The organism is Veillonella sp. KGMB01456 (assembly GCF_023051165.1).
Lineage (GTDB): Bacteria > Bacillota > Negativicutes > Veillonellales > Veillonellaceae > Veillonella_A.
The window spans coordinates 24,320-38,456 of record NZ_JALKIG010000012.1 but is presented as its reverse complement, the minus strand read 5'-3'; the positions used below and the strand labels follow the sequence as shown (position 1 = coordinate 38,456).

Sequence of the window (14,137 nt, the reverse complement as noted above, 5' to 3'; positions counted from 1 at the left end):
GTGTAGTCCTCCTATTCATCGTACACAGCGTAACGTTTTTCCAAATAGTTAAAAATACTAGTCAATACAAAGGTCATTATTAAATAGAAAATAGCCGCCACGATAAAAGCAGACGTGTCAAAATCACGTTGCACAATACCGCGCGTAATTCTAAGAACATCGTTCATAGCTAAAATATACACCAAAGACGTATCTTTGAGCAAGTTGATTGTTTCATTCGCCAACGGCGGTAAAACGCGTTTGATTACCTGGGGTAAAATAATTTTGCGCATGGTCTGTACATAGGTAAAGCCCAAAACCTTGGCCCCTTCATACTGGCCTTTCGGAATGGATTGAATGCCGCCGCGGAAGATTTCACACAAATAAGCCGCATAGTTGAGCACGAAGGAAATAACCGCCGCCGTCGTATCGTCGAGTTGCACGCCGACGTAAGGAATGAATGGCAAGCCGTAGTAAATAAATAAGATCTGTAACATTAACGGGGTGCCACGCATAATATATACATAGAATGCCATAATTTTGCGTACAATGCCGATAGGTGACAAGCGCAACAGAGCCGCTAAAACACCGAACGGCACGGACAATACCAATACGATTAAAAACAGGGAGACGGTTACTCCCAGCCCGTTGGCGATGACCGGCGTAATCTTCAATAAATAGTCTATTAATTCCATCAAACTGACTCCTTTCAAAGAAAGAAAGGAGGTAAGGACTACCTCCTTTCTTCACTGCTATATTAACCGGGTTGTGTAAACGGTTACAGCCTTACGCCATCACTGCCACAAAGCGATTATTTAAAAGCATCTTTATTTAATAAGTTACTGTTGCCGAACCATTTTTCAGCAATCTTGTCGGCTGTGCCGTCATTCATTACTTGTTTTAATACTTCATTGATTCTGGCTTGTAACGCTTTATCGTCTAAGCGGAAACCAACGCCCATTGTTTCAGCGCCATAGTCGCCGTTAGCCAAGCGGAATACGCCCGGTTTTTGAGTCATGGTAAACTGACCAACGATACCGTCAACTACGAGGGCATCAATACGACCGAGTTCCAAATCCATGAAGGCGTTAACGAAGTCGCCATATTTTTTCACTTCTTTAAAACCGCGTTCTTGCGCATCTTTTTCAACAGCCGCTTCTACGCTACTACCCTGCTGGGTACCTACGATTTTACCTTTTAAGTCGTCTTTGCTTTGGATTGGGGAATCAGCGCGCACGGCAATGATTTGTTTATCCTGTACATATGGGGTGGAGAATAAAATATTCTTTTCACGTTCCGGTGTAAGGCTTAAGCCATTCCACAAAGCGTCGATACGTTTACTCTTAAGTTCTGCTTCCTTGCTGTCCCAGTCGATTGGTTTAAATTCTACTTCCATACCGGCTCGTTTCGCCACTTCTTTGGCTAAATCGATATCAAAACCTACGATTTCGCCCTTATCATCACGGAAGCCCATTGGTGGGAAATTGTCATCCAAACCGATTACAATTTTCTTCGGTAATTCAGTGGCGGCCGCTTTATCTTTATCGGCGTCATTACCACAACCGGCTGCAAACGCCGCCATCGTAAACATTGCCAGGCCCAAGGCCAACATCTTCTTCAACTTCATAACTAAGTCCCCTCTTTCTGTTTTCTCAATCCAAAGCATTAGTTTTAATTCATGAACTCATTATACTTTATCTAACTAAAGAAGTAAAGAGTTAAATTTTAATTTATACTTCTAATTAATCATAGGAACTTTTACCAAAAGTCATAGTTATGAAATAGACCGGCCGGCCTTTTTAATTTCAAAACAGCAAATTCGGCCTATACACTAACAAAAAACGGTCCGACAAAAGCCGGACCGCTGCACGTTCACTGTTATTTACATGGCAGTATGACTGCGTTCATCAATAACCGACAACAATTTAAGTTTATCCTTATAGGTTACGAACTGTAAGTCCACCATTACGATAAGGATACCCCCGCTTTCGGTTACCATGTGGATTTCTTCCCAATTAGCGGTAAAACCGATAATTTGAGCATACGGAATAAAATTGTAGTAATGGTCACCATTCCAGAGCATGTCAATGCGCTCCCAAAGACTACTCGGCCGACGTCTGATGACAATCCCCTTTTCACAAACGTAGACCAACGGGCGTCTTTGTCTTGTCATGCGCCATACACAAAAACCTACAATGATGTAGTCAATCGCGATATGATTCCAAACCACACCGCGTTGTGAATGCCACACGGCCCAAGTAGCCACGGCACCAAAAAACAGCCACATAACCCAAGATACTAATATATAATCGGCAAACGTTTCCTCTACTTCACCGCAAGGAAAGCGTTCGGTTACTTCACGTACTTCCATATTCCCACCTCCAGCATCAGCCCAAGGTTCCCCTAAATACAGATAATTATTTACGATGAAGGCCCATAGCAAGCTCTACGTCACGATATGTTTTGCTTGCCTTTTCACGAGCTTTAACAGCCCCTTCGTCGAGAATGCGATCCAATTCAGGACTGTCGATTAAGTCATTGTAACGTTCATGAATCGGGCGTAATGTGTCTACCAACAATTCGGCTACGTCTTTTTTAAACGTGCCGTAGCCCTGACCCACATAGCGTTGTTCGATGGTTTCATACGATTCTTTGGTGATGGCCGCATAAATTCCCATCAAGTTGGAAATGCCCGGTTTATTTTCTTTGTCATAATGAACGGAGTTTTCCGAGTCAGTCTGAGCTCGTTTAATCTTCTTAACGATTGTCTTTTCATCATCCAACAAGCGAATGGTAGCCATCTGATTGTCATCGGATTTACTCATTTTCTTAGTCGGTTCTTGTAAGCTCATAACGCGAGCACCGCCCACGCCGAGTTTAATTTCAGGAATAGTGAAAACTTCGCCGTACACGCGGTTGAAGCGCTGGGCCAAATCGCGGGTCAATTCCATATGTTGCTTCTGGTCTTCCCCAACCGGTACATAATTGGTCTGGTAGAGCAAAATATCCGCAGCCATGAGTGGCGGATAGGTCAACAAACCGGCCGGAATGGAGTCACCCCGTTTTTGCGATTTATCTTTGTACTGTGTCATGCGTTCCAATTCGCCCACGTAGCTGATCGTCGTCATAACCCAACCTAAGCGTACATGTTCCGGTACTTCGGACTGTACGAACAAGGTAACTTTCTTAGGGTCGAGGCCTACGGCTAAATATAGTGCAGCCAAGCGACGAGTGTTGGCAAAAAGTTCTTTTGGATCTTGCGGTACCGTGATAGCATGCTGGTTTACGATACAGTAGTAGCATTCATCGCTCTCCTGATAATCCAAAAAGTTACGCAACGCGCCTAAATAGTTGCCTAAGGTCAATTCACCGCTCGGTTGAATGCCTGAAAAAATAACTGACATAAAAATTCCTCCTATAAAGATTTCGTCCTCTCTCACACCGGCGAAATCTTTTGTATGTATTATATATTATTGTACCCCGAAAACGTCATTCTGTACATGAAAAATAACCGTGGCTACATCTTCATATAGCCACGGTTAGGATTCTAAAAATCAATAAGCAATTATTCAACCGTTACGGATTTAGCCAAGTTTCTTGGTTTATCAACGTCGGTACCGCGCGTAATGGCTGCATAGTAAGCCAATAACTGCAATGGCACAACGGCCAAAATAGGGGCCGTAAATTTATCGGAGCGTGGTACAAAAATTGTGTGGTCCACATATTTGGAAATTTCCGTATCACCGGCCAGACCGAGACCGATAACAACCGCATCACGAGCTTTAACTTCCTTAATGTTGCTCATCATTTTTTCGCGTACATCTTCCTGGGTTGCCAAGGCGATAACCGGCACACCTTCTTCGATGAGGGCTAAGGTACCGTGTTTCAATTCGCCGCCGGCGTACGCTTCCGCATGGATGTACGAAATTTCTTTCAATTTCAAGGAACCTTCCATGGCTACGGCATAGTCGATGGAACGGCCCAAGAAGAACGCATCTTCACGGAAACCGTAGTTTTTGGCAAATGCTTTAATATCATCAACCGTTTCAAAGATTTCATTGCATAGAGTTGGCAATTCATGTAAATCGGTTAAGATTTTTTCTGCCAAAGCAGCATCCAATTTGCCGTTCAATTTACCGATGTAAACAGCGAGTAACAATAAAGCTACGAGCTGCGTTGTGTAAGCTTTCGTAGAAGCAACGGCGATTTCAGGGCCGGCCCAAGTGTAAATTACTTGGTCTGCTTCACGAGCGATGGAAGAACCTACAACGTTAGTTACCGCCAAGGAACGAGCGCCGCGGCGTTTTGCTTCTTTTAAAGCCGCCAAGGTGTCGCTGGTTTCACCGGACTGACTAATAACAATAGCCAAGGTATTTTTATCAGTCAACGGATCGCGATAACGGTATTCGGAAGCGATATCTACTTCTACCGGAATGCGCGCCAATTGTTCAATATAATATTTAGCTACCAAACCTGCATGATAAGCGGTACCGCAAGCAGTAATCAAAATACGGTTAACGGACGCTACATCAGCCGGTTCCCAACCCAATTCTTCGAAGATAACATCTTTGTTATCTTTGGAAATACGACCGGTCAAGGTATCGCGAATTGCTTTAGGTTGTTCGTAGATTTCTTTTAACATGAAATGTTCAAAACCGCCTTTTTCAGCTGCTTCTGCATTCCAAGTTACATGGTATACTTTTTTATTGATTAAATTACCCGCCAAATCGCTTACACGTACGGAATCTTTAGTAACAACCGCTACTTCACCGTCGTTCATGATAAAAGTATCACGGGTGTGATTGATAATGGCCGGAATATCGGAAGCGATGAAGTTTTCACCTTTACCGAGACCGATAACGAGAGGGTTATCTTTTTTAGTACAAATGATACGACTTGGATCGTCGGCGCACAAAATAACCAAAGAGTAAGAACCTTCGATGCGTTGTAATACGCGACGAACGGTACCTTCAAAGTCTCCGTCGTATAAGTCAGCCAATAAGTGGGCTACTACTTCCGTATCCGTTTCGGATTTGAATTCGTAACCTTTTTTGATTAATTCTTCTTTAATCGGTAAGTAATTTTCTACAATACCATTATGTACAACGGCAAATAAGCCTTTAGCATCGGTGTGCGGATGAGCATTCATATCCGACGGACGGCCGTGAGTGGCCCAACGAGTATGACCGATACCTATATGACCCGGATTTGGGTCGTTTTTAACAATGCCTTCCAAGTTAGCCAAACGGCCCACTTTTTTCTGCACTTTAATTACATTATTCGGACCGATTACGGCAATCCCGGCAGAGTCATAGCCGCGATATTCGAGCTTAGACAAACCATCCAACATAAACTGGGACGCATCTTCAAATCCAATATATCCTACAATACCACACATGGTTGTATCCTCCTGTAAACAGACTACTCCAATTGCTTCGTATAAGTCTTTTGTTCTCATCGTCACCGATAGACATTGTAACTTATATAACGACTGAAGCCGGCCGAGAGGCATCCGCTGATGTTTCGATACTCCTCTACCTCGTCTACTGAAATCGGCTGTCCCCGATCAGTGCCTGCGCTATTCGCCTTTACGAATTTGGTTCTCTCCTTTACTTAAGTTGCGACAGTCTTGCAGTAGCCTGCTGTACACGCATTAGAGACTTTATTTAATCATCTGTAAGCATATAGAGAGCATACAAAAAGTTTCTGAATATATCTCTCAACAAAGCATACTGCGTTAATATATTATAACCGATACCGGAATTAAAGTAAAGAAGGCCAAAAAGCGTGAAAAATCCATAGCAGGCAAGCATCTTGATACTCCAAGACGCTTATCATGCTATGGATTTTGATTATTTTATATCTTTATTCTTTTATGCTCAATGAAGAGCCCCTAAGGTCATTCAGCTATGCATCAATTAGCCTTACTCTTCTACAAGACCTTGTTCACGACCGATGGTTTCAGCCACGGTATGACAAATGCGTTCCAATTGTTCATGGTCCGGACCTTCCGCCATAACGCGGATTAACGCTTCCGTGCCGGATGGGCGCACCAAGATGCGACCGTTTTCACCAAGCTCACGAGCGGCTTCGGAAATTTCTGCCTGAATGAGCGGATTTTCATCCCAACCCGTTTTTGTTACTACATGAACGTTGATAAGCAATTGCGGATATTTCACCATAACTTTTGCCAATTCCGATAAAGGTTGACCGGATTTTTTAAGCAATGCAAGCATCTGCACGGCGGTCAATAAACCGTCACCGGTGCTGTTATAATCGAGGAAAATAACGTGACCGGACTGTTCACCGCCGATGGAATAACCGTCGGCACGCATTTTTTCAAGTACATAGCGATCGCCTACAGCGGTAGCAAAGGTTTTCATACCCATTTCTTTAGCCGCTTTGTGGAAACCGATGTTACTCATAACGGTGCCTACAATCATGTCTTGCTTCAAACGGCCCTGTTCTTTAAGCTGTTTGGCGCAGAGTAACATGATTTGGTCGCCGTCGAGGGTCTGACCTTTTTCATCAACCAAAAGGCAACGGTCCGCATCACCATCGTTGGCAATCCCCACATCGGCGCCGTATTTCACAACAGCGGCCTGGAGGCCTTCCATATGAGTGGAACCGGCGTTTTCATTGATATTAACGCCGTCAGGATCAACATTGATGGCGATAACTTTGGCACCTAATTTCTCAAATACTTCAGGACCTACAGCCGAAGCGGCTCCGTTGGCACCATCATATACCACAGTCAAGCCTTCGAGGGACACATCTACGGTACTTTCTACGAAAGCGGCGTATTCATGAGCCAATTCACGGCTGTTCAAAATACGACCGATATCGGCACCTGTAGGCCGTTCCAAATTATTTTCGCTGCTTTGACTGCATAATTCTTCCAATTCATCTTCTACGGCATCCGGCAATTTAAAGCCTTCGCGGTCGAAAAATTTAATCCCATTATCAGGGAATTTATTATGAGATGCGGAAATAACAACACCCGCATCCCAACCATGTTTGCGTACTAAATAGGCAACGGCAGGAGTCGGTACAACACCGGCTACCACTACATCGCCACCTACGGAGCAAATGCCGGCAGCCAATGCGTTTTCAAGCATAGCCCCGGAAATACGAGTGTCGCGCCCGATAAGGAATACGGGACGTTTCTTTTGACGGCCGAAATATGATCCTGCCGCACGTCCCAAATGATACGCCAATTCAGGCGTCAAAAAAGCATTTACTACGCCACGCACCCCATCGGTGCCAAATAATCTAGACATTACGCTTCTCCTTCCTGCGCCTTCAACGGCTTATACGCAACCATAACACGAATGGCTGTTTCCGCACCATCCAAAGCGGCACTCATGATACCGCCTGCATAGCCGGCTCCTTCACCCATAGGGTATAGTCCCTTGACCGTCGGCGATTGCCGATCATCATCCCGCAAAATGCGCAATGGTGAGGAGGTTCTCGTTTCTACACCGGTCATACAAATCTGAGGTTCATCAAATCCTTTAATACGACGTCCGAAATACGGTAACGCTCGCTCCATTACGTCCGTCACATAGGTTGGCAAACATTCATGGAGGTCTGCCGCCACTACGCCGGGACGATAGGAATGCGGTGCTGCCGCATTCCCTTCCGGCACAGTCCCTTTTTGACGGGCCAAGAAATCGCCTACCGTCTGCAGCGGTGCTTTATAGTCATGACCGCCCAACTCAAAGGCTTTCTTTTCCCATTCACGCTGGAAGGCTACGCCGCCGAGCGGATGGTTCCCGAAATCATCAGGCCCAACCGTAACCACTAAGGCACTGTTGGCCACACCGCTGGCACGAGCATATAAACTCATGCCGTTCGTAACCACGTGACCGTCTTCCGACGCGGAGGCCACCACTTCACCGCCCGGGCACATACAGAAGCTGTACGCCGTACGCCCGGTTTCTTTATCATGGTAGACAACAGAGTATTCCGCCGCCCCCAGGCCCAATTCAGCCGGCTCGATGCCGTACTGAGAAATATCAATCATGGACTGCGGATGCTCGATACGCACGCCTACGGCAAAAGGTTTACTTTCCATGGCAATGCCCGTATTATAGAGCATTTCATAGGTATCGCGAGCACTGTGACCGACCCCGGCCAATACCAGGCTCGTGGGAATTATTTCTTCATCATTCACTTCAACGCCGACCACCTGATTAGCTGCCAACTGAAGTTTGGTAAGTTTCGCACCGAAGCGCACTTCACCGCCCCAGGCGATAATCTGCTCGCGCATGGCCTTCACCATACCACGCAAAACATCAGTCCCTACATGGGGTTTATGTTTGTAGAGAATCTCTTGCGGCGCCCCGAATTGAACAAAATATTTGGCGATTTCATGGAGTCGCGGATGGGTAACGCGGGTGGTTAATTTACCATCCGAGAAAGTACCGGCACCACCTTCACCGAATTGTACATTCGATTCGGCTTTGAATTCGCCGGTTTGCCAAAAGGTTTCCACATCATGAGAGCGTTGATCTACATCTTGGCCGCGCTCCAATACGATGGGACGATAGCCTTCACGGGCGAGGTAAAAAGCCGCCAACATGCCGGCCGGACCAAAGCCGACCACCACCGGTCGCTCTTTCAGAACCTGCTCGCCATGTACAATCGGTTCCGGTTCGATAGGCTCCATGGTGCTCACATTTTTATCACGGCCAAGCTTTTTCATAACCACCACTTCGTTCTGCACCGCTACGAACAAGGTATACACGAAGGTAATATGCGGTTTTTTACGAGCATCTACGGCTCGTCTCACTACATGAATCTCTTGAATCTGATCTTTTAAGACAGGAAATTTATGAACAAGTAAGGCTTCCAGGGGATTTTTATTTTTTACATCCACTCGAAAATTAATTATTCTGAGCATTAGTGTCTCCTAAATATTTTTTGACGATTTCTACAATTACGTGCACTCTCGCCGGAGTTGCCGTATAGTTTTCGTTCGATACTAAATCATAGTCCCCTTCAATATTGGCAACTTGGCCGTTAAGCGGAATATCTATAGTACGAACTTCAGTGAGGTCTTTAATGACCCCTTCTTTGCCGCTCACAAGAACTTGTTGCGGCTCTACGGTAACGCTCTTAACTGCATACTCATTGCTCAAGGTACCGGTTAAATTGGCTACAGCCGGTAAGTTTTTCTCAAAACGAATCTGCTCTAAGTCAATTTGAGCCTGCCCTTGGCGTGGCGTAATTGTTACATTGTCTACCGCCTTGCCCGCTGTATCAACAGCCACCATCATACCGGAGGCAGTAAAATCAGCGCGGCGATCATTCATTTTAACGCGCAGTACCACATGGGCTACTGCATCAACTTGCTGTTTCGCACCGCTTACGGTTACCACTTTCGGCACCGTGTTTATGGATTTAATGGCCACGTCTTCAGGGACTTTGCCGAGCTGTTGTACCTCTACCGGTACTTCACGCAAGGTATATTCATCCACATTTACGTTCACCGAATCCGGCGTCATGCTCACGAGGCTTACCCCGGAAGGTGGGGTAAACTGCACCTGAATATTTTGCTGACCCGGTGCCACATCCCCCATATCCATATAGGCTTTAAGGGTGCTTTGATTAATGGCTAAGATGGAATTACGCGGTCCGCGCAAGTGGATATGCACTTCCGACGGAATATTTTCAACTACATATTGGGAATTCAAATTTTGCATCTGCACCGGTACGGTGTAATTAATATCCACAATCGGATTTTGTTCCTTCATTACAAAGAACCACAATAAAATGGCACCTAAGAGGGACAAAATTTTAGCCATCCAATGACCTTGAATTTTATGAATAAAACGCATCATTTTTTAGCCCTCCATTTCTTCAAGAAGGACAACGCGTTCTTAGGACGTTCCATGAAGGCACGCAAGGATTCGCGCAATTGTTCTTCCGGTAAATGACGGTAAATATGACCGCCGTAAGTATAGGAAATTTTACCGGTTTCTTCACTCACTACCAATACTACCGCATCAGCCTGTTCACTGAGGCCGATAGCCGCACGGTGACGCGTCCCCAATTCAGTGCTTAAGGACCGATCCTGCGTCAACGGTAATAAACAGCCCGCCGCCATAATGCGATTGCCGCGAATAACAACGGCACCGTCATGAAGCGGTGTATTCGGAATAAATATGTTATTTAAAAGTTCTCTAGACACCTTACCGTCAATCTCGATGCCTGTATCGATGATTTCGCCGAGCCCCACTTCACGTTCAAATACAATGAGCGCACCGATGCGATCACGGGACATGACTTTCGCCGACGCCATTACTTCATTTACTAAACTATCGATTTCAACTTCACTCACATCTTGTGATTTTGAAAAAAGTCGTCCACGGCCCAATCGTTCCAACGCACGGCGCAATTCCGGCTGAAATACTACCGGCAACGCAACCAATAAGACCGTCATCCCTTGCTGCAACAACCAGCTGATAACGTGTAAATCAAAGAAACGGCTGGCCACATTAATAAGACCAAGTACAATAAGGCCTTTTAACAGCGCCATAGCGCGAGTGTCTCGAATTTGTTTATATAGATAATATAATAAAACCGCTACCGATAAAATATCGACTAAGTCACCGAAGCGGAATGTTTCAATTAAACCTTGCAACTGTGCCATCATATATAACCACTCCTCAGGAGGTTCACAAATAAATAAAGAGTACACTGCGCTAACGCACAGGTACTCTTTTATTTTACCTTATTTTGAGAGTGCTGTAAATTTGATAACCAATAATTACAACGGATTATACATTCTGCGTTTCAATCCAAACGTCCAGGTTACCGCCGCATACCATGCCTTCTTTAACAGCAGCATCATCATTCAAATCCACCATAATTCGACGATGAGCTTCTTTTAACTTAAGAGCCTCTAAGGCACTCAAACGGATTTCGTTTTCTGCCCGGCCGCCGCCGATGGTACCAAAAATAGAGCCGTCCGGATGTACCACCATAGTGGTGCCCGCTTTGCGCGGTGTAGATCCGTGAGTCTGCAAAATTGTGGCAATCGCCAAGGTATCTTTCTCATGTCCTTGTAAATAGCGGACAAATTCTCGTTTCATGCTTACTTCGCTCCTTCCGATAAGAAACCGCCCTTATGACCACGAGTTACTGCCAGATATTCGCTTACAATAGATAAGGCGATTTCTTCCGGTGTTTGTGCGCCCAACGACAAGCCGATAGGTGCGTAAATTTTATCTAATTCCGTCTGGGTCCAGCCTTCTTCTTTTAATACTTCAAAGGCATGATACACCCGTTTATGACTGCCCATCATGCCCATATAGGTGGCATCTACCAAATGGCGTACCTGATGAAGACAAATGCTGTCGTATTCATGAGCTCTGGTTACGATGATGATACCCTTATAGTTGTTAAGCGGCAACTTTGCTGCCAGATTATTAAAATCAATGCATTGACGACGAACGCGTTCATCGAAAAAGTCGGGCCGTAAATATTCGGGACGGTCATCGGCTACGGTTACATGACAGCCGATAAATAATAGCATATCCGCAATACAGCGACTCACATGGCCGGCGCCCAGCACTAATACTTCCGGATCTTTTTCAACCGGTTGTACAAAGCATTCCATAGCTCCCAAATTCAATACTTCGGGGCGTTGTTCCGGATTGATGCAGATGCCATCAACCGCATCACCATATACCACTTCGCCTTTTTCACTATACAATACTTTATCTCCTTGTCGTTCACCACTTAAAACAGTCACCATGATTGATTTTTCATCTTGTGACAAACGCTTTTCAATTACATCATATAAACTCATAAAAACCTCAAATTCTACCTTAATGTAAATCTATATCGGACGACATCCCTTTATGGGCCGTCTGCTTTTTAGATTCTTCATACAAAAATGCCATTATAGCTTCCATAACACCGCCGGCTACCGCCAAGGCCTTATCGGAAATGCTATAGCAGTGAGATTTCTCGCAACGAGCGTCCACATCGGCTAATTTAAAGCCCTTCGTTACCATCAAACCGGATGCCAACACGCCGCGCAAAATGCCGGCAATCTGAGAGACAACCGGTGTTCCGTCAACAAAACCGATGGTTTCACCGGCTTCCACTTCTTCACCGATATGACGGCGCGCCGTAAATAAACCGTCACACGGGGAATGCATAACCCGCTCAATGGTATAGCCGCCTACATTACCGGGCACACCCGTATTCGGTAAAGCGGAGCCGTCATAAATACAACGGCCCAAAGTGTGACCGCGCATAGTTTCCACTACGACATTTACATCATCACCGGCGGTGAAGCCCGGTCCGCAACCGATTACCAGCGGCGCATCGTCATTGCGCGTACCTACATTGCGTTTGGCCAAAATGGCATCCACCACCACATCCGGCGTCAAGGCCTCCAGCACGGTTCGGTAGTCCTCAGTCACTACCGGTATTATATCTTCGCCGCGCTCCAAAATAGCTTTAGCTTCCGCCAAAGTCACATGGCGCGCCACGTAACGTTCCAATAAAACTTCCCCGCGATGCACAGCCGACCCATAACACACCTTGCGACGAATCATCGTAGGAATCGGTAATTCATTAATCACAACAGGAAAACCGGCGCGGCGTAAGCGATACACACAACCGGAGGCAATATCGCCGCCACTGCGCATTAATATTAATGGTTTCATATTTTTCCTCGCCTATTATACAACTGTTCATATTCAAACGGCGTATCTACATCAACGCCGATAGGTTCTGAAATTTCGATAAATTGCACATACTCTTTAGCCGCCCCTCGAATCAGACGGCGACCCCCTTCATCCCCCACTAACTGTTGTAAAGCGTCTTTCCAATCAGGTGAAAAAATAACCGGATTGCCCCTTTCTTTATTCGGCCCATACAAAGGACACAGAATGGGCTTATCATTTTGCTCAAGTTTACTGTAGGCAACTTGCATTTGCCCTGCAGCCTCTTTCGTCATCAGCGGTTGATCCGCCACGGCGCAAAGCACAGGCCTTGCAGAATCAGCCAGGGCGGCGATTCCCAGAGCCAATGAACGGCTTTGCCCCGCTTCCGGTTTTTCGTTATAAACAGCAGTAAAGCCACATGCATTTACTATGCGTGCCGCTTCCTCTGCCCGTTCTCCCCCTATAACTACAATTCGTTTGCCTCCCAAGTCACCGTATACCTGACAGGCGGCTTCTAACAGAGTACCTCCACGCCATGGCAACAAGACTTTGGAGGTCCCCATGCGGCGGCTGAGCCCAGCCGCCAAAATCACTACATCAATTTCCATTGTGTATTCCTAATCACTGCTGATTTTTAAAAACCCGGCTTATGCATCAGCTTATGCATATAACCTTGTTTTGTGCGAAAATTCCTACAGTCTTTCTATTGCCACTGAATAACGCGGGCAATTTCGCAGCTGGCTTTATAGCCGTCGGCCAAAACAATCATAGAGAATTTGCTGTCCGCTAAGGCGTCAAGGAAGGAATCGATAATGCGATGCTGCACCGTATCATAACCGGTACAGAATAAAATTCGCTTACCTTGGCTGTACTGGAACAGACCTTGCGGATGCAGTACCAAGCGCGCCAACATAGATGGCGTAACTACGGCCCCTTCGGCACGTTCCATAATCTGCGCTACAGCGCCTAAATTATGAACATGTTCCTCCGTAAGTTCAGTGCCGAGCATTTGTAAATTTACTACCCCGATGGTAGTCGTCGTTTTGGATGGGATAATCGGTTCCGTCGTTTTTGGTGCTTTTACCCATTTTTCTTTAGCACCATCCGCTTCAACCAAAATTTGCCAATTTGGATGTACCATATACATCGCATCAATAGCCTGGGGCTTCAAGGAGGTTACTTTGGTGCCGTCCACACCGCTGAACCAAGCTGCACACCGTCCCCGCTGCATAGCTTTGTGACATGCATCTTCCGCATCATTAAAATCAGTCCCGTAATAGGGATTCCACAAAGCTACCTGAGATTCATACAGTTTGGTAGTCGTCGTAACTAATGTCGGCTGTCCTATTAAACCTGCATATTCTACCAATTTAGACAATACAGTTGTCTTACCGCCAGCCCCTACAATGGCTGTAATCCCCGGTTCAATCAACGAATTCCAATGTTTAGCTTGAATCATCATGGCCGTTCCT

Annotated in this window: 14 protein-coding genes; all 14 read right to left on the bottom strand. The window is 45.8% G+C overall.

Translation table 11 applies throughout. From position 1 onward, the window contains the following. Positions 1-11: 11 nt before the first annotated feature. Positions 12-674 carry an amino acid ABC transporter permease gene (locus MXE28_RS05220; RefSeq protein WP_247239903.1) on the bottom strand — a complete coding sequence of 221 codons (663 nt, stop codon included), beginning with the start codon at positions 672-674 and terminating at the stop codon, positions 12-14. Positions 675-790: 116 nt separating this feature from the next. Further along, entirely contained in the window at positions 791-1,606 is an 816-nt protein-coding gene (locus MXE28_RS05215) for an amino acid ABC transporter substrate-binding protein (RefSeq protein WP_021841583.1), read from the bottom strand. A gap of 255 nt (positions 1,607-1,861) precedes the next feature. Further along, a complete protein-coding gene (locus MXE28_RS05210) occupies positions 1,862-2,350 on the bottom strand; it encodes a hypothetical protein (protein WP_021841584.1) in 489 nt (162 codons plus the stop codon). 46 nt (positions 2,351-2,396) lie between these two features. Further along, positions 2,397-3,383, bottom strand: a complete 987-nt coding sequence (trpS, locus tag MXE28_RS05205; RefSeq protein ID WP_021841585.1) for a tryptophan--tRNA ligase — start codon at positions 3,381-3,383, stop codon at positions 2,397-2,399. A 161-nt stretch (positions 3,384-3,544) separates the two neighbouring features. After that, positions 3,545-5,377, bottom strand: a complete 1,833-nt coding sequence (gene glmS / locus MXE28_RS05200) for a glutamine--fructose-6-phosphate transaminase (isomerizing) (protein WP_021841586.1) — start codon at positions 5,375-5,377, stop codon at positions 3,545-3,547. Between the two features lie 526 nt (positions 5,378-5,903). After that, positions 5,904-7,259: a phosphoglucosamine mutase gene (glmM, locus tag MXE28_RS05195; RefSeq protein WP_247239902.1), complete on the bottom strand. Its 1,356-nt coding sequence runs from the start codon at positions 7,257-7,259 to the stop codon at positions 5,904-5,906. After that, positions 7,259-8,884 (bottom strand): FAD-dependent protein, encoded by a 1,626-nt coding sequence (locus MXE28_RS05190; protein ID WP_021841589.1) that lies wholly within the window; start codon positions 8,882-8,884, stop codon positions 7,259-7,261. Before MXE28_RS05190 ends, glmM begins: the two co-directional genes overlap by 1 nt. Next, positions 8,868-9,824, bottom strand: coding sequence for a CdaR family protein (locus MXE28_RS05185; RefSeq protein WP_021841590.1), 957 nt, complete (start codon positions 9,822-9,824; stop codon positions 8,868-8,870). The genes MXE28_RS05190 and MXE28_RS05185 overlap by 17 nt, the downstream gene beginning before the upstream one ends. Beyond that, on the bottom strand, positions 9,821-10,639 hold the full coding sequence (gene cdaA / locus MXE28_RS05180) for a diadenylate cyclase CdaA (RefSeq protein ID WP_021841591.1): 819 nt from the start codon (positions 10,637-10,639) through the stop codon (positions 9,821-9,823). The genes MXE28_RS05185 and cdaA overlap by 4 nt, the downstream gene beginning before the upstream one ends. A gap of 124 nt (positions 10,640-10,763) precedes the next feature. Further along, positions 10,764-11,078 carry an XdhC family protein gene (locus tag MXE28_RS05175; protein WP_021841592.1) on the bottom strand — a complete coding sequence of 105 codons (315 nt, stop codon included), beginning with the start codon at positions 11,076-11,078 and terminating at the stop codon, positions 10,764-10,766. Between the two features lie 2 nt (positions 11,079-11,080). Continuing rightward, entirely contained in the window at positions 11,081-11,797 is a 717-nt protein-coding gene (locus MXE28_RS05170) for an XdhC family protein (protein ID WP_021841593.1), read from the bottom strand. A gap of 19 nt (positions 11,798-11,816) precedes the next feature. Then, on the bottom strand, positions 11,817-12,665 hold the full coding sequence (gene yqeB / locus MXE28_RS05165) for a selenium-dependent molybdenum cofactor biosynthesis protein YqeB (RefSeq protein WP_156703899.1): 849 nt from the start codon (positions 12,663-12,665) through the stop codon (positions 11,817-11,819). Then, positions 12,662-13,273 (bottom strand): nucleotidyltransferase family protein, encoded by a 612-nt coding sequence (locus MXE28_RS05160; protein ID WP_247239901.1) that lies wholly within the window; start codon positions 13,271-13,273, stop codon positions 12,662-12,664. The genes yqeB and MXE28_RS05160 overlap by 4 nt, the downstream gene beginning before the upstream one ends. Before the next feature lie 95 nt (positions 13,274-13,368). After that, entirely contained in the window at positions 13,369-14,127 is a 759-nt protein-coding gene (gene yqeC, locus MXE28_RS05155; RefSeq protein ID WP_021841596.1) for a selenium cofactor biosynthesis protein YqeC, read from the bottom strand. Positions 14,128-14,137 lie beyond the last annotated feature (10 nt).